Source organism: Streptomyces sp. NPDC014733, from assembly GCF_043083385.1.
Classification (GTDB): domain Bacteria; phylum Actinomycetota; class Actinomycetes; order Streptomycetales; family Streptomycetaceae; genus Streptomyces.
This window is the reverse complement of record NZ_JBIBYO010000009.1, coordinates 26,990-50,264: the sequence shown is the minus strand read 5'-3', so window position 1 is coordinate 50,264 and position 23,275 is coordinate 26,990. Positions and strand designations below refer to the sequence as shown.

Sequence of the window (23,275 nt, the reverse complement as noted above, 5' to 3'; positions counted from 1 at the left end):
TGCCCGTTCCGGCGGCCGATCGGGCACGCGCCCGCCGGGCCGCCCTCATTCGCCGGCGCCGCGCCACCGCACCCGCGGCGAACCCCTCCGAGCCCACCGCATGACGCCCCTCGTCGTCGTGGCCGTGCTCATCGCCGCGGTCACCCACGCCAGTTGGAACGCCATCGCCCACGGCATCCGCGACCAGCTCCTCGCCTTCACCCTGGTCGGCGGCGCCGGTGCCGTCTGCGGCCTCGTCCTCCTCCCGTTCACCCCGCTCCCCGCGGCCGGCGCCTGGCCGTATCTCATCGGCTCCGCCGTCCTCCACGTCGTCTACCAGGCGCTGCTGATGCAGTCGTTCCGGCTGGGCGAGTTCGGGCAGATGTATCCGATCGCCCGCGGCACCGCGCCGCTGGTCGTCACCGTCCTCGCGGCGCTCTTCGTCGGTGAGGTGCCCGGCCCCTGGGCGCTCGCCGGGGTCGCGCTGGCCTCGGCCGGACTGCTCGGCGTCGCCCTGTGGGGGCTGCGCGGTTCGGGGGCGCGCCCGCAGTGGCCGGCGCTCCTCGCGGCGCTCGCCACCGGCCTGTCCATCGCCTCGTACACCACCGTCGACGGGCTCGGCGTCCGGGCGTCGGGCTCCTCGCTCGGCTACATCGCCTGGCTGATGCTGCTGGAGGGCATCGCCATCCCGGTCTGGGCGCTGGCGGTGCGGCGGCGCCAACTCGTCGTGCAGCTCAAGCCGTTCGCGCTGCGCGGTGCGGCCGGCGGGGTGCTGTCGGTGTTCGCGTACGGGCTGGTGCTGTGGGCGCAGACGCAGGCGGCGCTGGCGCCGATCGCGGCGCTGCGGGAGTCGTCGATCATCGTCGGCGCGGCCATCGGCGCGCTGTTCTTCAAGGAGCGCTTCGGCGCACCGCGGATCGCGGCCGCCGGGCTGATGGTGGTCGGCATCGGGCTGATGCTGCACACCTGACGCCGTACGGCACCGCAAGGGGGCTCCGGCACGGCCGGGGCCCCTGTGCCGTTCAGTGGCCGGGTACGGAGGCGGCCAGGGCGCGGACGAGGGCCTGGGCGCGGGGGTCGGCGGTGACGCCGCGCTGCATGCCGTTGGTGACGTACCCGAGGGCGAGACCGGATTCGGGGTCGGCGAAGGCGAGTGCGCCGCCGCGCCCGGGGTGGCCGAACGAGCCGGGCGCCAGCAGCGGGGAGGCGGCGCTGTGCAGCATGAAGCCCAGGCCGAAGCGGGTGTTCACGACGAGCGTGCGGTCCGGGCCCGCGGACTCCTCGGTACGGGCCAGGGTCAGCGTGGCGGGGGCGAACAGCCGCGCGTGGCCGTCGGGGGCGCCGGTGCCGTCGGCGTCGACCGGGCCGATGAGCGCGGCGTAACAGCGGGCCAGGGAGCGGGCGGTGGCGATACCGGCGGAGGCGGGCAGCTGGGCGGCGCGGTAGGCCGGGGCGTTCTCGTCGGGCGCCGGGGTGATGGCGGCGAAGGCGCGGCTGGTGAGGGAGGACGGGTCGCGGTACGCCTCGGCCACCGACCGCTTGGGGCGCACCCGCAGGCCGCCCGCGGGGTCCGGCTCGGGCGGCCTGACCTCGGTGAGGCGCCCGGCGCGGGCCTGCTGACCGGGCGGCAGGCCGAGCCAGAGGTCGAGGCCGAGCGGGGCGGCGATCTCGTCGGCGATCCAGGCGCCGATGGTGCGGCCGGTGACCCGCAGGACCAGTTCGGCCAGCAGCCAGCTGTAGGTCTGGGCGTGGTAGCCGTGGTCGGTGCCGGGCGTCCAGGCGGGGGCCTGCGCGGCGAGGGCGGCGGGTCCGCTGACGCCGTCGACGGCCTGCTCGGGGGTGAGCGGGGTGTCGAGGACGGGCAGGCCGGCGCGGTGCGAGAGCAGATGGCGGACGAGGACGCGGTCCTTGCCCGCGGCCTTGAACTCCGGCCAGTACGTGCCGACCGGTGCGTCCAGATCGAGGAGTCCGCGCTGGTGGAGCAGGAGCGGGACGACGGCGGCGACGCCCTTGGTGGCGGAGCGGACGACCTGGGCGGTGCCTTCCTCCCAGGGGGCGTCCGGGCGGCCGTCGGCGGCGGGGCCGAGGTCGTCGCCGCCGTCGCCGTGCTTCGTCCCGGCCCAGAGGTCGACGACCTTGCGGCCGTCGCGGTAGACGGCCACGGCGGCGCCGCGCTCGCCGCGGCGGGTGAAGTTGGCCGTGAAAGCGTCCCGGACCGGCTCGAAGCCGTCCTCGACCCTGCCCTGGACGTCCACCACGTGTTTCCCGCTTCCCACTGTTCCGTCGCTTTGGTGACCCTTCAATGGTGCCTCGCGCGAAGCGGTGCTCATGACCGGGGCCGGTGCGGCGTGGGCTTCGTCACAGGGGTACGGGGACCCGCCGGCGCGCCCCGGAGACGGCGGGGGCGGCCGAACCGGCGTGGCCGTACCGGACGGTGGGTACGCCTCGGCCCGGCGCCGCGGCACCCCCTCCGGCGGCGCCCGCGAACCGGCCGACGGCCCGCCCGGCTTGGGCGGAGTCGCCCCGATGGCCCGCACGGCCCGCCGTACCCGTCCGCCGAGTTGCCGCCCGGCGGGGGCGGCGGAACGATGAGACGGGTGAGCGACGCACGCGAGGCCGTCGGGCCGCACCCGGAGCCGGATGACGCAGCACCGCCCGGAAGGCTGCGCCGGATGCCGGTGCCGCCGGGCCCACCACCCGCGTCCTACCTGCGATATCCGCATCTCCACGGCGATCTGCTCTGCTTCACCGCCGAGGACGACCTGTGGGTCGCGCCCCTCGTCCCGGAGGGCGTCGAGCCGGCGCCCGCCCGGCGGCTGACCGTCGACCGCACCCGGGTGGGCCATCCCCGCTTCTCCCCCGACGGCCGCCATCTCGCCTTCACCTCCTGGCGCTCCCTCGACCCGGAGGTCCACCTCGTCCCGGCCGAGGGCGGGCCCGCGCGGCGGCTGACGTACTGGGGCAGCACGGACGCCCGGGTCTGCGGCTGGACGCCGCCGGACCAAAACGGTGTCTCCCACATCCTCGCGGTCGCCTCGCACGGTCAGCCGTTCTCGTACTACTCGTGGGCCTACCGGCTCCCCGTGGAGGGCGGCCCCGGGGCGCGGCTGCCCTGGGGGCCGGTGTCCGACATCGCCGTCGCCGATCTGGCCGGGGAGCGGCGCACCCTGCTGCTCAGCGGGAAGCCGCCGCACGAACCGGCGTCGTGGAAGCGGTACCGGGGCGGGGCGATGGGCCGGATGTGGCTGCACGGCACCCGGCTGCTGCCGAAGCTGCGGGGGCATCTGGACGCGGTGATGTTCACCGGCGGGCGGATCGCTTTCCTCTCCGACCACGAGGGCGTCGGCAACGTCTACTCCTGTCTGCCGGACGGCTCCGACCTGCGCCGCCACACCGACCACGACGACTTCTACGCCCGGCACGCCTCGACCGACGGCTCCCGCATCGTCTACCAGTGCGCCGGTGACCTCTGGCTGGTCGACGACCTCTCCCCCGCCGCCCGGCCGCGGAAGCTGGCGGTGCAGGTCGGCGGGCCGCGCACCGGGCGCCGGACATACCAGGTGCCGGCCGCCTCGAACGTCACCTCACTGGCGGTGGACACCACCGGCCGGGCCAGCGCGGTCGGGGTGCGCGGCAGCCTCTACTGGCTCACCCACCGCGACGGCCCGGCCCGTGCCCTGCACGACGTCCCCGGTGTCCGGGTGCGGCTGCCGGAGATGCTGGGCGACACCGGCCGGATCGCGTACGTCACCGACGCGGAGGGCGCGGACGCGGTCGAGATCGCCGGGCTGCCGCGGGCCAGCGGAGTGGGTCAGCCGCGGCGGCTGGCGGCGGGGCGGCTGGGGACGGTCCAGGAGACGGTGGCGTCACCGGACGGCACCCGGCTGGCGGTGGCCGCCCACGACGGCCGGTTGCTGCTGGTCGATGTGCGGCGGCCGGAGGACCGCGAGGCGGCGGAGGCGCCCGCGGTGGAGGGTGACGACGAGCCCGCGGAGCGCCAACTCCCGGACGAGGTCACCGAGTTGATCCGGTCCGCCAACGGTCCGGTGCGGGATCTGGCGTTCTCGCCGGACTCACGGTGGCTGACCTGGTCGCATCCGGGCATCGGCCGGTCGCTGCGGCAGATCAAGATGGCCCGGCTCGCCGACCGGATGATCGTGGACGTCACCAACGGCCGGTTCGAGGACGAGCAGCCGGTCTTCACCCGCGACGGCCGCTACCTGGCGTTCCTGTCCTGGCGCGGCTTCGACCCGGTCTACGACGTACACACCGGCGATCTGTCGTTCCCGCTGGGCTGCCGCCCGCACCTGGTCCCGCTGTCGTCCGCGACGCCGTCGCCGTTCGCCCTGTCGCCGGAGGGCCGCCCAGCCGCCGGCGGGCTCGATCCGGCCGAGAACCCGCCGGTCGCCGAGGGCCCCGTGCTGGTCGAGGTGGAGGGGCTGCCGGAGCGGGTCACCCCGTTCCCGGTCGCCGCGTCGAAGTACTCCTCGCTGCGGCCGGTCGCCGGGGGCGGTCTGGTGTGGCTGCGCTGGCCGATCTCCGGGGCGCTCGGCGAGACGTTCGCCAACCCGGACAACACCTCGGGCCAGCCCACCCTCGAACACTTCGACCTGTCCAAGGCCCGGCGCACCGAACTGACCTCCGCGCTCGACCGGTTCGCGCTCAGCGGCGACGGCACCCGGCTGGTCGTCAACGACGAGGGCGATCTGCGGGCCGTGCCCGCCACCGAGCAGGCCGACAGCGACTCGACGGTCCACCTCGACCTGCGGCGCATCCTCCACGAGGTGCACCCGGAGGCGGAGTGGCGGCAGGCGTACGAGGAGGCGGGCCGGATCGTCCGGGCGTACTTCTGGGACCCGGGGATGTCCGGCATCGACTGGGACGCGGTGCTCGCGCAGTACCGCCCGCTGCTGGACCGCGTCGCCTCCCCGGACGAGTTCGCCGATCTGCTGCGGGAGGTCCTGGGCGAGCTGGGCACCTCGCACGCGTACGTCGCCGGGGCGCGGCGCAACGAGGGGCCGCCGCACTACCAGCGGGCGATGGGCCTGCTGGGCGCCAACTTCGTGCCGCGCGAGGGGCGGTGGGTGCTCAAGCGGATCCTGCCGGGCGAGTCGTCGGACTCCAAGGCACGCTCGCCGCTGGCCGGTACCGGCATCCGGGAGGGCGCGGCGCTGACCCACGTCGACGGCCGCCGGGTCGATCCGGTCGCCGGGCCCTCGCCGCTGCTGTCGGCGGCGGGCGGGACGACGGTGGAGCTGACGTTCGCCCCGGCGGAGGGGTCCGGTCCGCCACGGCGGGTGGCGGTGGTGCCGCTGGTCGACGAGCGGCCGCTGCGCTACCAGGACTGGGTGCAGCGGCGCCGGGCGGTGGTCCGGGAGCTGAGCGACGGCCGGTGCGGCTATCTCCACATCCCGGACATGGGCGGCTCGGGCTGGGCGCAGTTCAACCGCGATCTGCGGATGGAGGTCTCGCGCCCGGCGCTCATCGTCGACGTGCGCGGCAACGCCGGGGGCAACATCTCCGAGCTGGTCATCGAGAAGCTGACCCGCACCATCATGGGCTGGGACCTGACGCGCGACGCGCAGCCCGTCTCGTACACGCAGAACGCGCCGCGCGGGCCGGTCGTCGCGGTCGCCGACGAGATGACCTCATCCGACGGCGACATGATCACCGCGGCGTTCAAGCTCCAGGGCATCGGCCCGGTGGTCGGGATGCGCACCTGGGGCGGCGTGGTCGGGATGACCGGCCGGCACCGGCTGGGCGACGGGACGACGATCACGGTGCCGATGAACGCGGCGTGGTTCAAGGTGTACGGCTGGGGTGTGGAGAACCACGGCGTCGAACCCGACATCGAGGCACTGCGCTCCCCGCTGGACTGGGCCGAGGACCGCCACCCGCAACTCGGCGTCGCCGTCCGCACCGCCCTGGAACTCCTCGACCGCCACCCGGCGGCCACCCCGCCCGACCTCTCGGAGGCGCCGGACCTGCGGCGACCGGAGCTGCCGCCCCGGTGAGCGGGGCCCGGCCCCGGCGGCACGGCCCCGGCGCCCGGGTGGCGCGGAAGGAGCCCGCCCGCCGCGCCGCCGCACGCGGGCGGCGCACCCGGTGTGTGCTCCGGGTGCGCCGTGCGCGTGCGGGGTGGGCCGCCGGGGTCAGTACCCGGTGGGCTCCGTCGGCTCGGTGCCGGGTTCGGGCTCCGGCCCGTCGGTGGTTCCGGCGCTGCGCCGGGCCGCTTCCGCGTCGGCCTCCGCACGCGCCCGCTGCGCCAGTTGTTCGGCCTTGGCCTGGAACTGCTCCCTGAGCCCCATGCGGTTCACTCCCGTCGGATGTCGGGTGCCGGACGCGACCAGCCTTGCACGCGCCCCCGCCACCCGCATTTCGATCAACCGGCGGGCGGCGGGCCGGGCCGGACGGTGATCAACGAGACGGCGGGGCCCGTCGGTTGGGTGCCGGGCCGGGCCCGTGAAGGCCGCGGTGGGCAAGGCGGCGCCCGGCCCGGCGGAGGCGGTCACCGCTCGGCGCGCGCCTTCTCGTCCGCCTCGCCGCCGGCGCCGACCAAGCCGACGTCCATCCCGTCGAGCCGGTCCCCGAACCGCCGCATCTCCCGCTGCCCGACCGTGCCGATGAGCGCCGGGAGGTAACCGCGGAGCGACTGCATCCCGCGCAGCCACCACTGGCCGTAGACATGCGCCGAGCGCCGCTCGACACCGTCCGCGATCCGGTCGACGGCGGGCCCCAGCGGATACGTCTTGTTCGACGGCCAGGGCAGCCTCGACCGCAGCTCGCGCATGATGTCGTCCTGGTCGGCGCCGCGCACCATGTCCGTGTCGGTCCAGCTCAGGTAGGCGACGCCGACCCGTACGCCCTTGTGTCCGACCTCGCCGCGCAGGCTGTGCGCGAACGCCTCGACGCCGGACTTGGAGGCGCAGTACGCCGTCATCATCGGCGCCGGGGTGAGCGCGGCGAGCGAGGCGATCTGGAGGAAGTAGCCGCGCGACTCGGTGAGGACGGGCAGGAAGGCGCGGGCGGTGACCGCGCCGCCGATGAGGTTGACCTCGATGACCCGCCGCCAGGCGTCCGGGTCGGAGTCGGCGAACGGGCCGCCGGTCGCCACCCCGGCGTTGGCGACGACCGCGTCGACCTTCCCGAACCGCGCCTTCACCTCGGCGGCGACCCGCGCCATCGCGGTGTGGTCGGTGACGTCGGCGTACCAGTGGTGGGCCGGTCCGCGCAGCGAGACGGCGACCTCGCGGAGCGCGTCCGGCTCCAGACCGACCAGCGCGAGGGTGGCGCCGCGCGCCGACAGCTTGCGGGCCAGCAGCTCACCGACCCCGCGCGCCGCCCCGGTCACCACCACGACCTGCCCCTGAAGCCCGTTGCGCCCGCTCATGCCGCTTCCCCCTTCTCCTTGCCGTCCTCACGCCGCGCGCCGCTCTCGGCGCCGGTCTTCCTTCCGGGTGCCTGCCCGCAGGATTCCTCGCCCGCCGCCGCGCTCGTTCCGGCGGGGTTCCTGCCGGATCCCGCCCCCGCCACGTGGTCCGCCACCAGGGCGCGCAGCCGGGTCGCCACCGCGCCCGGGTTCTCCAGCGGGGTCATGTGGCCCAGGCCCGGCAGTTCCGTCAGGCGGCGGCAGTCGGGCAGGACGGACGCCAGCCGGCGCGCGTGGACCACCGGGGTGAGCCGGTCCGCGGTGCCGACGACGACCTCCGCCGGTACGGCCAACCGCGCGGCGCCACCGGTGAGTTCGAGCCCGTAGAGCACCCGGCCCCAGTGGGAGCGGACGCCGGTCGGGCAGGCGTGGACGATCCGGGCGCACGCCTCGACCTGTTCGGGGGAGGAACCGGCGCCCATCGTGGCGTACTTCAGGGCCGCCTTCGTCACCGGGCTGACGGGGCCGAGCGGCGCGCGGGAGCCGAGCATCAGCCGGTGTGCCCGGCGGCGGCCCTCGGGGGTGCGCAGCGGGATGACCCGTGATTCGGCGGAGAGGTCGGCGGCGCCGGTGCTGCACAGCAGCGCGGCGGCGGCCCGTTCGCGCAGGGCGGGGCGGTCGGCCGCGGCCATGATCGTCATGCCGCCCATGGAGTGGCCGCCGACGACGGCGCGTTCGCCCGGTGCCAGCGTCGCCTCCAGGACGGCGACCAGGTCGTCGGCGAGGGCGGTGGTGCTGTAGCCGCCGGGCCCGGGGGCCGGGCTGCGGCCGTGGCCACGCTGGTCGTAGACGATGACGCGGTGGTCGGCGGCGAGGTCGCGGACGACGGGGGCCCAGAAGGCGGTGGAGCAGGTCCAGCCGTGGGCGAGCACGACGGCCGGGGCGCCCTCGGGGCCGTGGATCTCGGTGTGGAGCCGGGCGCCGCCGGAGACGACGTGCAGTGCCCGGCGGGGCGGCGGTGGGGCGTACGGTCCGCTGGTGACGTGTCCGGGGCGCTTCATGCGGCGGCCTCCTCGGAGAGGGTGGCGGGGGCGGGGGTGCGGCGGCCGGCCGGCGGGCGCAGCAGGGTGTACTCGGCCAGGTCGACGTGGCGGGTCTCGCGCCGGAACTCGGCGGTGGTACCGGGCCAGGCGGTGGTGTTGCGGCCGTTGGCGTCGAGGTACCAGCTGTCGCAGCCGCCGGTGGTCCACACGGTGCGCTGCATCCGCCGCTGCATCTCGTCGCTCCAGGCGGCCACCGCCTCGGGGCGGGCGTCCAGCGCGATCCCGCCGCCGAGGACGTCGAGTTGGCGCAGGTAGTCGGCGAGATAGTTCAGCTGGGACTCGATCATGAGGATCATCGAGCTGTTGCCCAGGCCGGTGTTGGGGCCGATGAGGGTGAGGAAGTTGGGGAACCCGTCGGTGCCGGCGCCGCGCAGCGACGCCATGCCGTCCTTCCAGCGCTCGGCGAGGGTGACGCCGTCGGCGCCGGTGATGCGCGCGGCGATCGGCATGTCGGTGACGTGGAAGCCGGTGCCGAAGACGATCGCGTCGGCCTCGGTGCGGCTGCCGTCGGAGCCGATGAGGGTGGCGCCGTCGACCTCCCGCAGCCCGGCGGCGATCACGTCGACATTCGGCCGGGTGAGCGCCGGGTAGTAGCTGTTGGAGAGCAGGATGCGCTTGCAGCCGATGCGGTAGTCGGGCGTGAGCTTGGCGCGCAGCGCGGGGTCCTTGACCGCCAGCCGCATGTGCGCGCGGCCCACGGTTTCGACGAGCCCGAGTTCGTTCGGCCGCTTGGTGAAGGCGCTGACCTGGAGTTCCCGGATGCCCCAGAGGAGTCCGCGGCGGGCCGCGCGGGTGGCGGGCACCTTGGCGTGCAGCCAGCGCTCCAGCCCGGTGATCCTGCGGTCGGCGCGCGGCAGCACCCAGGCGGGGGTGCGCTGGAAGAGGCTGAGGCGGCCGACCTCGGGCTGGATGGCCGGGACGATCTGGATGGCGGAGGCGCCGGTGCCGATCATGGCGACGCGCTTGCCGCGCAGGTCGTAGTCGTGGTCCCAGCGGGCGGAGTGGAACACCTTGCCGGGGAAGCCGTCGAGGCCCGGGATGTCGGGGATCTTCGGGTCGGAGAGCGGTCCGGTCGCCGAGACGAGGACGTCGGCGGTGAGCGGCCCGCGGGCCGTCTCGATCTCCCAGCGCAGCGCGTCGCCGTCCCACCGCGCGCTCTCCACCTCGGCGTGGAAGCGCAGGTGGGGGCGGAGGCCGAAGGTGTCCGCGACATGCTCCAGATAGGCGCGGATGTGCGGCTGACCGGAGAAGTTCCGCGGCCAGCGGGGGTTGGGCGCGAAGGAGAACGAGTAGAGGTGCGAGGGCACATCGCATGCGCACCCGGGATAGCTGTTGTCCCGCCAGGTGCCGCCCACCGACCCGGCGCGCTCCAGCACCACGAAGTCGGTGATCCCCTCCCGGCGCAGCCGCACGGCCGCCCCCAGACCACCGAACCCCGATCCGATCACCGCCACCCGCACGTGTTCCCGCTCGGACATGCCACCGCCTCCCCGGTTCACCGACGCCACCGATCGCGCCAGCAATCACTGGCACGATTGGAGCGTAAGGCAGCTCCGTACCGAGCGGTAGAGGCTGCGCGCAGGGAAGTTACCGGCGGTTGCACCCCGGGCCGCCGGGGTCCGCCGCGCATAAGGTGACCGGGTGGCCGCGAACGAGAACCCGAACGACCAGCCCGAGCAGCGCGAGTTCCGGATGACGGAGCTGGCCGCCGAGGCCGGTATCACCGTCCGGACGCTGCGCTTCTACCGCGAGCGCAAGCTGATCCCGCCGCCGCGCCGCGAGGGCCGCATCGCCTGGTACAACGAGCACCACCTCGCCCGGCTCCGCTCGATCGCCGCCCTGCTGGAGCGCGGCCACACGCTCGGCGGCATCACCGAACTCCTCGCCGCCTTCGAGAGCGGCCGCGACGTCGGTGAACTCCTGGGCCTGGACACGGCGTTCGTGACCCCCTGGTCGGACGAGACCCCGGTCCGCCTCACCCCCGAGGAACTGGCCGACCACTACAGCGGCGACGTCACCGCCGAGAACCTCGCCGCCTCACTCGACATCGGCTACCTGGCCGTCGACGGCGACGAGTTCGTCCACACCAGCCGCCGCCTGCTGGACGCCTCCACCACCCTCGTCGCCCGGGGCATCCCGCTCGCCGCCGTCCTGGAGGCGGGCCGCGCCGTACGCACCCACGCCGACGCCGTCGCCGCCATCGCGGCGGCCCTCATCCGCACCCACCTCGTCGACCCACCCACGGGCACACCCCCCGCCGCCCACGACATCGACCACCTCGCCGGCACCATCGAGGAACTCCACCCCGTCTTCCAGGCCGTCATCGACGCCGAGATCACCATGGCGATGGACCGCCGCGTCCGCGCGGAGCTGGAGTGCTGGATGCGGGGGGAGACACCGGACGGGGGCGGGGATGACGGGCAGGAGTCACAGGCGGGAACCGCAGACGGATAGCCCCGGGAGAACCGCCCGTCAGGGCGCGGCGACGAAGGGCCGGAGCCGGGCGGCGATCCGCTCGTCGACCTCGCCGAGACCGGCCCACCGCGCGAGCCCGTGCGCGAGGACGACGGAGGGAACCACGCTGCTGTGGGTGACGAAGAGGTACCGGAAACCGACACGGTCCGGCCTGCCCCGCGTGACGTCGATCATCACAGGACCCGCCGCCTGTCCCGGCACCCACGCCTCTCGCACCCCGCCGAACTCGCGGAGCAGCGCGTACGCGGTGTCCCGCAGGCCGAGGTCCCCGGGTTGCGGCGCACCTTCGGGAAACGCCCAGCGGTCGCCGTGACGGAGCAGCAGCACCCGCCCGCGCTCATCGAGCAGCAGCGCACCGGAGAGGATCTCCGGGCACCGTCCACCGTGCGGACAACGCCCCCGCCGCGCGTGATCGCACAAGGCGTCGTACAACGTCAGCAACGCCCCCTGCTCCTCAGGGTGTTCACGAAGGTAGTCGGTCATCTCGCGGGTGAGGGCACCCGCGTCGGTGGCGTGCGTCATCGGGGTGTCCGCGGTGGTCATCGATTCGCCTTCCGTTGATGGGGGTGTCCGGCAATCACGGCGTTGCAGCTCCGGACCGTCAGGGTGCGTCCGTCGGCGCGGGCGCCCTCCCGGTCCTGAGCGCACAGCCGGCACACGTCGCACCCCGGCGCGGGGACGGGCTCCGGCTCGGGCGCATCGGCAGGGGCCACGGTGGCTCCTCACTGATCGGGGGCGCATTCCCCGGAGAGCGCGCCGGGCGGTCACCACCGCAAGCTCACGCTGTGCGGTCGATCGCTCACAAGCCTGCGGCATCCCTGGCTACGCTGGGGAGAGTTTCAGCGCTCAACCTGCGTAATGGTCACGACGACATATGTGCGCACCGTTCACCGCAGGTAGTGGCGCCCTCGGAAATTCGTGACCAGGCCGGTGGTCAGGGGGAAAAATGAGTGGAGAAACTGACAGCGCGGCGGACACCGGGAGTGTGCGGGACCCTCGCAAGGAGTTCGCGGAGGAGTGCAAGAGCGCTCGCGAGCTGTACCCGGGCAAGCCCTTGACGCAGACCGATCTGGGCCGACTGGTGCGCGTATCCAAGAGCACCATTTCCCGGGTGGAGAACTGTGTGGGCCCGATCCCACCAGGGCTCGCGCCGCTCTTGGACCAGGTGTTCATGACGGATGGACTGTTCAAGCGGCTGTACGAAGAGGTCCATGCGCAGGCGTTCCCGGCACATTCGCGGCGACGGATCGAGCTGGAGCCGAAGGCGATCAGCATCGCGGCGTGGTCGCCCACCGTCGTACCGGGTCTGCTCCAGACTTCCGACTACGCGTGGTCTCTCTTCCGCGAGGGTGACCCTCGGGCCAGTAACACCGAGTTGCTGAACAAGGTGCGCACCCGCATCGCGCGGCAACAGATTCTGACCGGCAGCACGCCCCCTGACTTCTCCGTGATCCTCTGCGAGTCGGTCATAAAACGAGTGGTAGGCGGCCGTGAAGTAATGCGGGAGCAACTGGCCGCGCTCCTGGAACACACGGCGCGCCCCACCACGGTTCTCCAGGTGCTTCCGCTCGATGCGGGCACGCACGGGTTGATGGACGGCACCCTGTCGATCCTCACCACTGCGGACGGCCCACCCGTGGTCTACACGGAGGGCATCCGGTCTGGCGCCATCATCGACGAACCGTCGGAAGTTCGGCATCTTTCGCGGTCTTACGATGTCCTCACGGCTTCCGCCCTGTCCCGTGACGCGTCCGTCCAGATGATCCGACATCACATGGAGGCATTGTGATCCCGCCGAACTCCTCCTGGGTCAAGTCCAGTTACAGCAGCCAAGACGGCGGGGACTGCCTGGAGTGGTCCCCTGCCTCCGCCATAGCAACCAGCATCGTCCCGATACGCGACAGCAAGGCACCGGACGGCCCTGTCCTGTCGTTCCCAGCCGGCTCGTTCGCTCAGTTCGTCGCGGGTGTGAAGGCCGGACAGTTCGGCGCCTGATCTCCCGCACGTACGAAAAACGCGCCCCTGCACCGGCGACCGAGCCGGTGCGGGGGCGCGTCGCATGGAACGGGCCTCGCAGGGCGAGGGGTGAAAGGCGCCCGACCTGGCGCCCCGGGCGTCAGCCCCCGTACACCACCGTCACCGGCGCATGATCGCTCCACCGGGTGTCATAGCTCTCCGCGCGCTCCACGAACGCCTTGGCCGCGCGGCGGGCGAGGCCCGGGGTGGCCATGTGGTAGTCGATGCGCCAGCCGGCGTCGTTGTCGAAGGCGCGGCCGCGGTAGGACCACCAGGAGTACGGGCCGTCGGTGTCCGGGTGCAGGGCGCGGACGACGTCGACGTAGCCGCCGGCGGTCTCGGACAGGACCTCGGTCAGCCAGGCGCGCTCCTCGGGGAGGAAGCCGGACTTCTTCCCGTTGGCCTTCCAGTTCTTCAGGTCGGCCTCCTGGTGGGCGATGTTCCAGTCGCCGCAGACCAGCACCTCACGGCCGTCGGCCGCCGCGCGGGCGCGCAGCCCGGTGAGGTACGGCAGGAACTCCTTCAGGAAGCGTTCCTTCTCGTCCTGGCGCTCGGTGCCGACCTCGCCGGACGGCAGGTAGAGCGAGGCCACCGTCACGCCGGGCAGATCGGCCTCCACGTAGCGGCCGCTCGCGTCGAACTCCGCCGAGCCGAACCCGATCCGTACGGCGTCCGGCTCCCGCCGCGTGTAGAGCGACACCCCCGCGCGGCCCTTCACCTCGGCCGGGGCGTGCACGGTGTGCCAGCCCTCGGGCTCGCGGACCTCCGCCGGGATCTGGGCGGCCTCCGCGCGGACCTCCTGGAGGCAGAGCACGTCCGCGGCGGTCTCCGCCAGCCACGGCACGAAGCCCTTCTTGGCGGCGGCACGGATACCGTTGACGTTCACGGTGGTCACGGTGAGCAAGGCGGGCTCCTCAGGTTCGCAAGCGGCGGCGGCAGTCCCACGCGTTCCCCGTCACGGTGAGCATTCCGGCACGATAACCGGCCGGGCGGGCCGGTCCGCAAAGCCGCTCGCCCGGTCCGGCGGGCGCGCCGTACGCTTTCCGGAATGGAGACCGGTGTGGAGATACGCCCCGTTCGCTACGACCATCCCGACGCGGTGGTCCTCGACGCGCTGGTGCAGCAGGAGTACGTCCGCCGCTACGGCGAGACGGACTTCACACCGCTCGACGCCGCGATGTTCGACCCGCCGCGCGGCATGTACCTGCTCGCGTACGACGGCGGCCGCCCGGTGGCCACCGGCGGCTGGCGCACCGAGGAGGACACCGCCAAGGGGTACGCCGCCGGGGACGCGGAGATCAAGCGGATGTTCGTGATCGAGGAGGCCCGGGGGCGCGGGCTGGCCCGGCGCATCCTGGCCGCGCTGGAGGCCGACGCGCGAGCGGCGGGCCGCACCCGGATGGTGCTGGAGACCGGCACCGAACAGCCGGAGGCGCTGTCCCTCTACGCGTCCTGCGGCTATCTGATGGTCCCCGAGCCGGAGAAGTTCGGGGAGTTCCGGACGTACGACGACAGCCGGTGCATGCGCAAGGCGCTGGTGTAGCACCGCGCCCGCCCCTCCGCCTTCCTTCCCGCGCCGCCCCGGTCCCGCCGGGGCGGCGCTTCCGTGTGCGCCCGTCCGGCGCCCGCGCCCCGGGCCCGTGCCGCGACGCGGCGGATCGGCTCGTGACCTCGCTCGTGCCCCCCTGTTTGACAGGTCTCCGCCGATCTCCCCATACTCATTCCACTAATCAACTAGCTAAAGGGGTGAGCCGGGTGAGCGACCAGAGCCCATGGGCGATCGAGGCCGACGGCCTGGGGAAGAAGTACCGCCGCGGCTGGGCGCTGCAGGACTGCTCGTTCCGGCTCCCGGCAGGGCGTATCTGCGCGCTGGTCGGGCCCAACGGCGCCGGCAAGAGCACCTTCCTGGGCACCGCGACGCGGCTGGTGCAGCCGTCCGCCGGCTCGCTGCGGCTGTTCGGGGTGCCGGTCTCCGACCCCGCGGTCCTGCAGCGCATCGCCTTCCTGGCCCAGGACAAGCCGCTCTACCCGCGCTTCACGGTGGCCGAGACGCTGCGGTTGGGCCGCGAGCTGAACCCCGGCTGGGACCAGGCGCTGGCCGAGCGGATCGTGAAGTCGGGCAACGTCCCCTTCACCGCCAAGGTCGGCACCCTCTCCGGCGGCCAGCGCACCCGCGTCGCCTTCGCCCTGGCCTTCGGCAAGCGCCCCGACCTGCTGATGCTCGACGAGCCGATGGCCGACCTGGACCCGCTGGCCCGCCACGAGATGGCCGGGCTGCTGATGGCCGAGGCCGCCGAGCACGGCACGACCGTCCTGATGTCGTCCCACATGCTCTCCGAGATGGAGGACATGTGTGACTTCCTCCTCGTCCTCTCCGAGGGCCGGCTCCGGATGGGCGGCGCGACCGACGAACTGGTCCCCGCACACACCCTGGTGACGGGTGTCGCCGCCGGCAACGGCCTCCCGGACGAGCTGGCGCGCCACCACACCGTCGTCGAATCCCGGGTCACCGGACGGCAGTTCACCGCCCTGGTCCGCCCCGGCGGCCCGCTCTCCGACAGCTGGGACGTGCAGGTGCCGGGCCTGGAGGAGGTCCTGCTGGCCTACCTGCGGTCGCCGCAGGCACCGAACTTGATCTCGGACGAGGCCCGCCTCGACGGTCCGGTCGCGGGACGTGCGGCATGACCACCGATATCCGGGCGGAGAGCCGCCCCCGGCCCGAGGGAAACACCCCCGACATGAGCGACACCACCACCGGGCGCCCCTCCGGCGGGCTGCTGCACGGCCTGCCCTGGCTGGTCTGGCGCCGCCACCGCGCGGCCCTGACCGGCGGCATCGTCGTCACCGTGCTGGTCTCCGCGTACTTCGTGTACCAGCACTTCGCCGTCGTCGACTTCGTCCAGCAGTACGGCATCCAGCCCGGCGAGCGCGCCTCGACGAAGTTCGGCGACGAGTTCGGCAGGATGTTCCGCGCCGGCGCCGGACTGCTGGCGTTCCTGCCCGCGCTCATCGGGCTCTTCGTCGGCGCCCCGCTGATCGCCGGGGAGCAGGAGCACGGCACGATCCGGCTGGTCACCACGCAGTCCGTCAGCCGTGCCCGGTGGATCGCCACGACCCTCGCGCTGCCGCTGACCGTCGTCGTGGTCTGCACCACCGCGCTGTCGCTGTCGTACCGGTGGATGTGGCTCCCGGCCCACACCCTGGCGTTCAACGGTGACTGGCTGAACGGCGGACCGTTCGGCGTCACCGGCCCGATGCTCCCGGCCATGTCGCTCTTCTTCACGGTCTGCGGCATCGCCCTCGGCATGCTCCTCAAGCGCATGATCACCGCGATGGTCGCCACCGTCGTCTTCATGGGGGCCTTCAGCATCGCCTGGGACCGCGTCACCTCGCACCTGGCGGAGCTGCGGCACTCGTTCGTCCCGCTCGGCCACGAGGTGTCGATCGCGGTGGACTCCATCAACATGGACAGCTGGGTGGCGACCGCCGACGGCAAGCTCTACGGCTTCGGCACCTGCCTCGATTCCACCGAAGCGGCCACCGACGCGTGCCGGGCGAAGCTGGGCATCACCCAGAGCGTCACCGACTACTTCAGTTTCGACCAGATGATGGGCATGCAATGGCGGGGATCGGCCATCCTGTTCGCGCTGACCGCGGCGATTCTCGGGTTCGTCGCCTGGCGCGCCCACCGGCGGCCGCTCTGAGCGCCGACCGGCCCGCCGCCCCCGGTCACCAGCCGTGCCGCGCTTTGACAGCCGGTAGTGGCCGCACCATCATCAATCGGTCGGACCGTACGGAGTCCGGCCCCCCGCTACCGTGGCAGTGGGGGCGGCCGGGCCCGCACGGGGCCGCCGGGCCGCGGCGGGCGGAAGAGTCGGAGAGGTGGTGAGCGTGGTCGAGTTCCGGATCGACCGGCGCAGTGGCGTGGCCACCTACCTCCAGATCGTCCAGCAGGTCCAGCAGGCGCTGCGGCTGGGCATCCTGGTCGAAGGGGACCGTCTGCCGACGGCGGCGCAGGTCGCGGCCACCACCAAGGTCAATCCGAACACCACGCTGAAGGCCTACCGCGAGCTGGAACGCGAGGGCCTGGTCGAACCGCGCCCCGGCCTCGGCACCTTCGTCAGCCGCACCCTGGCCCGCCCGGAATCCGCGGCCGACACCCAGCTCCGCGAGGAGTTGCGCGCCTGGATGACCCGGGCCCGCACCGCCGGCCTCACCCGCGAGGACACCCAGGCGGAATTCACCTCGGTGTGGCAGGAGACGTATCCGGAAGGAGGGTGAGGGGGCCGGGCTGTTTCCCCGCCCGCCCCCTGGGCCCCACCCGAGGCCGGGGCCCCGCCCGATCACGGGCCCCCTGTTTCCGTCCTTCACCGCACCGCCCCCGAGAGCCTTCGTTGCTTCGGGGGCGGTGGTTTCTTACGGGGGCGAGCGGGATGCGTGGTGGCGACCTGCGACTTCGTGATTCTTGCCGGGTGGCGGGTGGCGGCGCCCCCCGGACGCTTCCGGCCGGGGGGGCGCGGCTTCTGGGGCGTTCCACTTCCTCGCCGGGGGCCGCCTCCTGCCGGGAGCCCGCTTCCCTTCGGGGCCCGCTTCCCTCCGGGGGCCCGCTTCCGCAGGTGTCCGCTCCCCCTACTTCGGCCTTCTCCTGGAGCGCTCGCGCCTGCCGGCCGGTCGCTCCCGTGCGCCTCGTCGGCCGTTCCCGCTTGACCCTTACGTCACGTCAGGGCGCACCCTGTACGGGTGACGGGGGCGGCTCGCCCCGGACCCCTACGGGTGGGTCCGGGGCTCCGCCGCGAGCAGCCAGGACGGAAGGCGCCGCGATGAGCTACACGGTCGGCCAGGTCTCCCACTTCGCGGGGATCACGGTGCGCACCCTGCACCACTACGACAAGGCCGGACTGCTCAGCCCGGGCGACCGCAGCCCCGCCGGGTACCGCCTCTACAACGACGCCGACCTCGCCCGGCTCCAGCGCATCCTCTTCTACCGCGAGCTGGGCTTCCCGCTCGACGAGATCGCCACCCTCCTCCGAGCCCCGGACGCCGACCTCCTCGACCGGCTGCGCACCCGCCACCGCCGGCTCACCGAGGAGATCGCCCGTCTCGGCCGCCTGGTCGAGGTCGCCGAGCGGGCCATGGAGGTCCAGCAGACCGGTGTGCGGCTGACACCCGACGAACGGTTCGAGGTCTTCGGCGAGGTCGCCTTCGACCTCAGCTACGCCACCGACGCCGAGCGCAAATGGCACGACAGCCCAGGTCACCGGCGGGCGATGGCCCGCGCCGACAGCCACACCAAGGAGGACTGGGCCCGCCTCATGGCCGAGGCCGCCGCCTGGCGCACCCGTCTCCTCGCCGCCCACGACACCGAGGAACCCCCGGACGGTCCGACGGCGATGGACCTGGCCGAGGAGCACCGCGCCCACATCAGCCGCTGGTTCACCCCCTGCCCCACCGACATGCACACCCGCATCGCCGACGACTTCCTCACCGACCCCCGCGCCTTCGCCCTCCTCGTCCCCCCGTCGGAACAACGCCCCGGCCTGGCGTCCTACCTGCACACCGCCATCCACGCCAATGCGGTACGAGGACCGGGGGCGATGACCGCCGCGGAAGCCGCCGTGGAAGCCGCCGTGGAAGCCACCGTGGAAGCCGCCGCGGAAGCCGCCGTGGAAGCCGCCGGGGGTTCGGGTGCGGAGCAGGACCGGGGGGCGGGGCAGGACGCGGAGGCGGAGGCGGAAGCGGAGGCGGAATCGGGTGCGGGGCCGAGGGCCTCGTCCTCTGGGTCGAGGGCCTCGACTTCTGTGGCGGGGGCCGTTGCTGAGGCCCCGTCATGCCCAGCGGGGACAGAGCCGTCGGCCGGGGCAGCGGTGGAGACGCCAGGGGAAGGAGGTCCATCGCCGGAGACGCCTGGGACAGGGCATCCGTCGCCGCCGGGGGCGACGGCTGCGCCCTGAAATCCGGGGCGCGCGCCTGGGACATCGGCGCACACCTCCTGCCGACCGGGCCGCCACGTGAAGTGGCCCGCGCCGCCTGAGGCCCGCGGGCCGCGCCGGCCCGGCGCGGCCCAAGGACAGCCGGGAACCGCCTGGGGAGCAGGCCGGACCTCCCCTTCCCGGAAGAGGCATCCCGGAAGGGCTTCCCACCCGGCCCCCAGGTCCTCCCGCACGGGCTGACAGGAAACTCCCTTACGGGCGCGACGCCCGACAAGTCGGGTAACGGAGCGACGACACCGGGACGCCGGACGCCGGACGCCGGACGCCGGACGCCGGGACGAGCAGACCCCCTACGGGACGCCACCGAGCCCTTCCTTCCGCCCGTCCATCCATCCATCCATCCATCCGTGTGCCCGTCCGTCCGACGCCCCCGTACACACCGGGCGGCCATTCCTCACAGGCAGGCCCACCCCTACGTCCGTGACGACCGCCCGCACCTCACCCACCTCCGCCCCGGCCCACTTCTCCGGGCTCCAGGCTCAGGGCTCCGGGATCGGGGATCCGGGATCCGGGGCCGCGGGGCCTGGGCTCCGGGCCCCGCCCCGCTCACTCACTCACTCACTCACTCACTCACTCACTCACTCACTCACTCACGAAAGGCAACCCCATGAAGATCCTCATCACCGCCGCCGGTTCCTACGGCGATGTCGCCCCGTACACCGGTATCGGCGCCGCCCTCATCGCCGCGGGTCACGACGTGGCGATCGCCACGCACGACGTCTTCGCGCCGCTCGTCCGCGCCGCCGGGCCGGAGTTCCGACGGCTGCCCGCCGATCCGCATGCCCGGCGCCCCGGCGACGCCGGTCCCGGTGCCGGGCGCGGCGGTCAGCGGGCGCTGCTGCGCACCGCCGCCGCATTCGTCGACGAACTGGGGGCGGGCATGGCCGACGCCGTCACCCCGGGCACGGAACTGCTGCTGCTCTCCACGACCACCGCCCCGCTCGGTCGCCACCTCTGCGAGGCCCACGGCATCCCCGCGCTCGACCTGCCCCTCCACCCCACTGCCCCCACCAGGGAGTTCGCCCCCGTGGTGTCCGGTGGCCGGAACCTGGGCCCCTGGGGCAACCGCCTCGCGGGCCGCCTCGCCCCACGCCTCGTCGACCGGCTGTACGCCGACGCGACCCGCGCCCTCCGCGCCCGCCTCGGTCTGCCGCCCGCCACCCCGGGCGCCGTCCGCCGCCGGTTCGAGGCGGCCCGGCCCCGGATTCTGCACGGCTTCAGCGAGGCCCTGCTGCCGCGCCCCGCCGACTGGCGCCCCGGCCTCGACGTCGTCGGCAACTGGTGGCCCTGGCACTCCCCCGGCGCCCCGCTCCCACCCGGCATCGAGGACTTCCTGGCCGACGGCCCGCCCCCGGTCTTCATCGGCTTCGGCAGCATGGCCGCCGGCGAAGGCGAACGCCTCGGCACCCTCGCCGTACAAGCCCTACGCCGCGCCGGACTCCGCGGCGTCCTCCAATCCGGCACCGCAGGGCTGACCGCCCCCGACACCTCCCCCGCACCCGACCACGGCACCTGCGCCCCCACCGGCCCTCACCCCTCCGACACGGGCACGGGCCCGGCCACCGACGGCATCGCCTCCCCCACGGGAACCCGCACGGGCACAGCTACGGGAACCCGCACAGGCACAGTCCCCGCCACCGAGCCCCCCACCCGCACCGCGCACACGCCACGCACCGCGTCCCCCACTCCCCGGCACACCGATTCCGACATCCTCACCATCGGAGAAGTCCCGCACGCCCTGCTCTTCCCCCGCACCGCCGTGGTGGTGCACCACGCGGGCGCCGGGACCTCGGCCGCCACGCTCCGCGCGGGCGTCCCGAGCGTGCCGGTACCGGTCACCGCCGACCAGCCGTTCTGGGCAGGCCGCCTGGCCGCGGTGGGGGCGGCGACTCCCCCGATCCCGTTCGCCGCGCTCTCCGACGACGAGGCCGCCGACCGACTGGCCGCGGCGCTCCTCCGCGCCACCACAGAGCCCGCCCTCCGCACCCGCGCCGCCGACGCCGCCCGCCGGATGGCCGCGGAGGACGGCATCGCCGCCGTCGTCTCCGCCGTGGCCCGCCTGGCCGGCTGACACGCCTCCACACCGGACCGCCCCGCGCCCCGCCCGCCCTTCCGCTCGCCGGCTACTCCCCCGCCGCGCCCCCGTCCTCCGCCCCGCCGGAACGTGTCCGCGCGCCCGCGCTCCGGGCCGTGTCCGCGATGCTCTGAAGCGCCGCCAGATGCTGGTTGAGCGCCAGCTCGCCGGCGTCGGTGAGGCCGAGCCAGGTACGGGGCCGTTTGCGCACGTACCCCTTGCGGATGGCGACATAACCGGCGGCCTCCAGCGCCGACGCGGCCTTGCTGAGCACCGAGTCGGACACCTGGCAGCAGTCACGTACAGCGGCGAACTCCGCTTCGTCGCAGGCCGAGAGGAAGGCCACCACCGCCAGCCGCGTCGGGTGGTGGATCACCGGGTCCAGCTGCGGAGCCCCGGACTCACCAGGTCCGGTATCGCCGCTCACGCCGCACCCGGTTCGTCCCGGAGCCGGGCCAGCTCCTGCCGGGCGACGGCGTTGCGCCACAGGAAGTTGCCCCACACGCAGAGGCCGGCGACCACGTACACCGCGAGGCGCGAGGCGGCCCCTCCGGCCCCGAGCAGTATCGCCGCGCCCCATGTCACCGCGCACGCCGCCGCAGTGATCAAGAGCCCGTACCGGCTGCGCCACAACCGGACGGACAGGGGGACGTGCCTCACCACTCCCGTGCGGCGCGTGGCGATCCACCGCACCGTGCGGACCGCCACCAGGCCGCCGAACGCGACCACCAGCGCCAGCAGAACCGGGAAACCCTTCCGGTCCACGCTCCAGCTCTGCACGGCGCCGACCCCCACCACGATCAGCGCGGAGACCGGTCCGAACCACGCGGGGAAGATCCGCGCCTGGACTTCGGCCCGCGCCCGGGCCGCCTCCGCCTCCCGCAGTCCGCTCGTCGCCTCCAGCGCGACGGCCTCCGCCCCGCCGCCCGGTACACCCTCCTGCGCCGCCATCACGCTCACCGTCCCTCTCCCCGGCACCCCGACCGGGCACCGAACGTCGTACACCCCACCCTGCCACACACTTTCCAATACGGAAAATACTTTCCCAGGAAGGGATGGGCACCCAGGGCCAGAGCCGCGTCACCACTGGGCACACCGACCGGGCCCCCCTTCCGCCGACCACCCACCCCCCTCGCCCACCCCTCTCCTCAACTCGCCCTGGAAGGCCCCGAGGTGTCGACGGCCAATGTGACGGCGAGCGCCCCCAACACCGCGCCCATCACGTACCGCTGCACCTTCAGCCAGGAAGGGCGACGGGCGAGGAAGGCGGCTATCGCTCCGGCCGCCAGGACGATGACGAGGTTCACCGCGATGCTCACCACGATCTGGATCGCACCCAACGCCAGCCCCTGGAGCAGCACATGCCCCTCGTCCAGATCGATGAACTGGGGTATCAGCGAGAGGTACATGACGGCGATCTTCGGGTTGAGCAAATTCGTCATCAGCCCCATGGCGAAGAGCCTGCGGGGTGAATCAGGCGGTACCTCCTGCGGCGAGAACACCGCCGGACCACCCGGCTTCAGGGCCTTCCATGCCAGGTGGGCGAGGTAGACGGCGCCCGCCAGCTTCACCGCGACATACAGCTCGGGCACGGCGAGAAAGACGACCGACAGCCCAAGATTGGCAGCGAGCAGATAGACCAGAAAGCCCAGCGCCACCCCACCCAGCGAGATCACCCCGGCCCGCCGCCCCTGGGTGACGCTCCGGGAGACGAGATAGATCATGTTCGGCCCGGGCGTGAGCACCATGCCCAACGCCACCACCGACACCCCGAGAACTCCGCTCAACTCCAGCATGGAACCTCCTCGTTCAGAAAAACCCGCCCCGCCCCGATCGGTTGCATGACCGCCCCCTCACCTGGCGCACCCGTAGGAGCGCTGCACAAAAGCCGCCGACCCCCAACCCGCCTCACCTCAAAGCAATCAGGCCAGAGAGAACACATTGCACCGAGATACAATCGCCGCCAAAATACCCGCAGTTCGCGGCATCATGACCATCACCACAGGACCCTAAAAGCGCCCCCGCCTCGGCGCAATAGAGACATTGCACCGAGTGCAATACCCTGAACGCCCTCCCCGCAGAACCGCCGACCGCAGACAGAACCTCCGATCACGGGCGGACCCCACAAGCCGAGACCACCCGACCGGCCGACCAACCGGCGACGGAGCGACTGAGCGGCAGAGCGGCAGGAGCGGCAGGAGCGGTAGAGCAACAACCCGGCCAACAGCCCGCCCAACCGCCCGGCCAACGACACGACAGGAAAAATCCC

Annotated in this window: 20 protein-coding genes and 1 pseudogene; 11 read left to right on the top strand and 10 right to left on the bottom strand. The window is 73.4% G+C overall.

All coding sequences use genetic code 11. The features are described from left to right. Window positions 1–100 precede the first annotated feature (100 nt). The gene (locus ACF1BH_RS20775; RefSeq protein WP_391644163.1) at window positions 101–949 is read left to right on the top strand and encodes an EamA family transporter; all 849 of its coding nucleotides are present in this window, start codon (window positions 101–103) and stop codon (window positions 947–949) included. A gap of 52 nt (window positions 950–1,001) precedes the next feature. Here the strand turns inward: ACF1BH_RS20775 and ACF1BH_RS20770 are convergent, their stop codons facing one another. Beyond that, the gene (locus ACF1BH_RS20770; RefSeq protein WP_391644161.1) at window positions 1,002–2,237 is read right to left on the bottom strand and encodes a serine hydrolase domain-containing protein; all 1,236 of its coding nucleotides are present in this window, start codon (window positions 2,235–2,237) and stop codon (window positions 1,002–1,004) included. A gap of 414 nt (window positions 2,238–2,651) precedes the next feature. Here ACF1BH_RS20770 and ACF1BH_RS20765 point away from each other — a divergent pair, with 414 nt between their 5' ends. Further along, window positions 2,652–5,993, top strand: a complete 3,342-nt coding sequence (locus ACF1BH_RS20765; protein WP_391644561.1) for a S41 family peptidase — start codon at window positions 2,652–2,654, stop codon at window positions 5,991–5,993. Between the two features lie 138 nt (window positions 5,994–6,131). Here ACF1BH_RS20765 and ACF1BH_RS20760 read toward each other — a convergent pair whose 3' ends face one another. The 4 genes from ACF1BH_RS20760 to ACF1BH_RS20745 form a co-directional block, all read right to left on the bottom strand. Then, window positions 6,132–6,287 (bottom strand): hypothetical protein, encoded by a 156-nt coding sequence (locus tag ACF1BH_RS20760; RefSeq protein WP_391644159.1) that lies wholly within the window; start codon window positions 6,285–6,287, stop codon window positions 6,132–6,134. Window positions 6,288–6,487: 200 nt separating this feature from the next. After that, window positions 6,488–7,369: an SDR family oxidoreductase gene (locus ACF1BH_RS20755; protein ID WP_391644157.1), complete on the bottom strand. Its 882-nt coding sequence runs from the start codon at window positions 7,367–7,369 to the stop codon at window positions 6,488–6,490. Further along, complete coding sequence (locus tag ACF1BH_RS20750) at window positions 7,366–8,409, bottom strand: alpha/beta fold hydrolase (protein ID WP_391644155.1); 1,044 nt, start codon at window positions 8,407–8,409, stop codon at window positions 7,366–7,368. The genes ACF1BH_RS20755 and ACF1BH_RS20750 overlap by 4 nt, the downstream gene beginning before the upstream one ends. Continuing rightward, window positions 8,406–9,929 carry a flavin-containing monooxygenase gene (locus ACF1BH_RS20745; RefSeq protein WP_391644153.1) on the bottom strand — a complete coding sequence of 508 codons (1,524 nt, stop codon included), beginning with the start codon at window positions 9,927–9,929 and terminating at the stop codon, window positions 8,406–8,408. The genes ACF1BH_RS20750 and ACF1BH_RS20745 overlap by 4 nt, the downstream gene beginning before the upstream one ends. A gap of 163 nt (window positions 9,930–10,092) precedes the next feature. Between ACF1BH_RS20745 and ACF1BH_RS20740 the strand changes: the two genes are divergently transcribed. Then, complete coding sequence (locus tag ACF1BH_RS20740) at window positions 10,093–10,905, top strand: MerR family transcriptional regulator (RefSeq protein ID WP_391644151.1); 813 nt, start codon at window positions 10,093–10,095, stop codon at window positions 10,903–10,905. An 18-nt stretch (window positions 10,906–10,923) separates the two neighbouring features. Here the strand turns inward: ACF1BH_RS20740 and ACF1BH_RS20735 are convergent, their stop codons facing one another. Further along, window positions 10,924–11,469, bottom strand: a complete 546-nt coding sequence (locus ACF1BH_RS20735; RefSeq protein ID WP_391644149.1) for an NUDIX hydrolase — start codon at window positions 11,467–11,469, stop codon at window positions 10,924–10,926. A gap of 403 nt (window positions 11,470–11,872) precedes the next feature. Here ACF1BH_RS20735 and ACF1BH_RS20730 point away from each other — a divergent pair, with 403 nt between their 5' ends. Then, window positions 11,873–12,715 (top strand): Scr1 family TA system antitoxin-like transcriptional regulator, encoded by an 843-nt coding sequence (locus tag ACF1BH_RS20730; protein WP_391644147.1) that lies wholly within the window; start codon window positions 11,873–11,875, stop codon window positions 12,713–12,715. Beyond that, entirely contained in the window at window positions 12,712–12,921 is a 210-nt protein-coding gene (locus ACF1BH_RS20725; protein ID WP_391644145.1) for a DUF397 domain-containing protein, read from the top strand. The genes ACF1BH_RS20730 and ACF1BH_RS20725 overlap by 4 nt, the downstream gene beginning before the upstream one ends. 121 nt (window positions 12,922–13,042) lie before the next feature. Here ACF1BH_RS20725 and ACF1BH_RS20720 read toward each other — a convergent pair whose 3' ends face one another. Next, window positions 13,043–13,846 carry an exodeoxyribonuclease III gene (locus ACF1BH_RS20720; protein WP_391644143.1) on the bottom strand — a complete coding sequence of 268 codons (804 nt, stop codon included), beginning with the start codon at window positions 13,844–13,846 and terminating at the stop codon, window positions 13,043–13,045. Window positions 13,847–14,002: 156 nt separating this feature from the next. Between ACF1BH_RS20720 and ACF1BH_RS20715 the strand changes: the two genes are divergently transcribed. The 6 genes and pseudogenes from ACF1BH_RS20715 (at window position 14,003) to ACF1BH_RS20690 (ending at window position 21,003) form a co-directional block, all read left to right on the top strand. Beyond that, window positions 14,003–14,485 carry a GNAT family N-acetyltransferase gene (locus tag ACF1BH_RS20715; RefSeq protein ID WP_391644559.1) on the top strand — a complete coding sequence of 161 codons (483 nt, stop codon included), beginning with the start codon at window positions 14,003–14,005 and terminating at the stop codon, window positions 14,483–14,485. Window positions 14,486–14,697: 212 nt separating this feature from the next. After that, window positions 14,698–15,627, top strand: a complete 930-nt coding sequence (locus tag ACF1BH_RS20710) for an ABC transporter ATP-binding protein (protein WP_391644141.1) — start codon at window positions 14,698–14,700, stop codon at window positions 15,625–15,627. After that, window positions 15,624–16,646, top strand: a complete 1,023-nt coding sequence (locus ACF1BH_RS20705; RefSeq protein ID WP_391644139.1) for an ABC transporter permease — start codon at window positions 15,624–15,626, stop codon at window positions 16,644–16,646. The genes ACF1BH_RS20710 and ACF1BH_RS20705 overlap by 4 nt, the downstream gene beginning before the upstream one ends. A gap of 178 nt (window positions 16,647–16,824) precedes the next feature. Next, a complete protein-coding gene (locus tag ACF1BH_RS20700; RefSeq protein WP_391644137.1) occupies window positions 16,825–17,223 on the top strand; it encodes a GntR family transcriptional regulator in 399 nt (132 codons plus the stop codon). 539 nt (window positions 17,224–17,762) lie between these two features. Further along, window positions 17,763–18,551, top strand: a pseudogene (locus ACF1BH_RS20695) (MerR family transcriptional regulator); the annotation flags it as partial. Between the two features lie 988 nt (window positions 18,552–19,539). Then, the gene (locus ACF1BH_RS20690) at window positions 19,540–21,003 is read left to right on the top strand and encodes a glycosyltransferase (protein ID WP_391644135.1); all 1,464 of its coding nucleotides are present in this window, start codon (window positions 19,540–19,542) and stop codon (window positions 21,001–21,003) included. Between the two features lie 52 nt (window positions 21,004–21,055). On the opposite strand, the gene ACF1BH_RS20685 is transcribed toward ACF1BH_RS20690, so the two are convergent. The 3 genes from ACF1BH_RS20685 to ACF1BH_RS20675 form a co-directional block, all read right to left on the bottom strand. Beyond that, window positions 21,056–21,433, bottom strand: coding sequence for a winged helix-turn-helix domain-containing protein (locus ACF1BH_RS20685; protein WP_391644133.1), 378 nt, complete (start codon window positions 21,431–21,433; stop codon window positions 21,056–21,058). Further along, window positions 21,430–21,957, bottom strand: coding sequence for a hypothetical protein (locus ACF1BH_RS20680; RefSeq protein ID WP_391644131.1), 528 nt, complete (start codon window positions 21,955–21,957; stop codon window positions 21,430–21,432). Before ACF1BH_RS20680 ends, ACF1BH_RS20685 begins: the two co-directional genes overlap by 4 nt. Before the next feature lie 197 nt (window positions 21,958–22,154). Beyond that, window positions 22,155–22,802 carry a LysE family translocator gene (locus ACF1BH_RS20675; RefSeq protein ID WP_391644129.1) on the bottom strand — a complete coding sequence of 216 codons (648 nt, stop codon included), beginning with the start codon at window positions 22,800–22,802 and terminating at the stop codon, window positions 22,155–22,157. Between the last annotated feature and the right edge of the window lie 473 nt (window positions 22,803–23,275).

What these genes read in the sequence shown, in the direction of transcription:
- ACF1BH_RS20775 (WP_391644163.1), top strand. Translation starts at nt 101, where the DNA reads ATGACGCCCCTCGTCGTCGTGGCCGTGCTCATCGCCGCGGTCACCCAC.
- ACF1BH_RS20765 (WP_391644561.1), top strand. Translation starts at nt 2,652, where the DNA reads ATGCCGGTGCCGCCGGGCCCACCACCCGCGTCCTACCTGCGATATCCG.
- ACF1BH_RS20760 (WP_391644159.1), bottom strand. Translation starts at nt 6,287, where the DNA reads ATGGGGCTCAGGGAGCAGTTCCAGGCCAAGGCCGAACAACTGGCGCAG.
- ACF1BH_RS20755 (WP_391644157.1), bottom strand. Translation starts at nt 7,369, where the DNA reads ATGAGCGGGCGCAACGGGCTTCAGGGGCAGGTCGTGGTGGTGACCGGG.
- ACF1BH_RS20750 (WP_391644155.1), bottom strand. Translation starts at nt 8,409, where the DNA reads ATGAAGCGCCCCGGACACGTCACCAGCGGACCGTACGCCCCACCGCCG.
- ACF1BH_RS20745 (WP_391644153.1), bottom strand. Translation starts at nt 9,929, where the DNA reads ATGTCCGAGCGGGAACACGTGCGGGTGGCGGTGATCGGATCGGGGTTC.
- ACF1BH_RS20735 (WP_391644149.1), bottom strand. Translation starts at nt 11,469, where the DNA reads ATGACCACCGCGGACACCCCGATGACGCACGCCACCGACGCGGGTGCC.
- ACF1BH_RS20730 (WP_391644147.1), top strand. Translation starts at nt 11,873, where the DNA reads ATGAGTGGAGAAACTGACAGCGCGGCGGACACCGGGAGTGTGCGGGAC.
- ACF1BH_RS20705 (WP_391644139.1), top strand. Translation starts at nt 15,624, where the DNA reads ATGACCACCGATATCCGGGCGGAGAGCCGCCCCCGGCCCGAGGGAAAC.
- ACF1BH_RS20690 (WP_391644135.1), top strand. Translation starts at nt 19,540, where the DNA reads ATGAAGATCCTCATCACCGCCGCCGGTTCCTACGGCGATGTCGCCCCG.
- ACF1BH_RS20680 (WP_391644131.1), bottom strand. Translation starts at nt 21,957, where the DNA reads ATGGCGGCGCAGGAGGGTGTACCGGGCGGCGGGGCGGAGGCCGTCGCG.
- ACF1BH_RS20675 (WP_391644129.1), bottom strand. Translation starts at nt 22,802, where the DNA reads ATGCTGGAGTTGAGCGGAGTTCTCGGGGTGTCGGTGGTGGCGTTGGGC.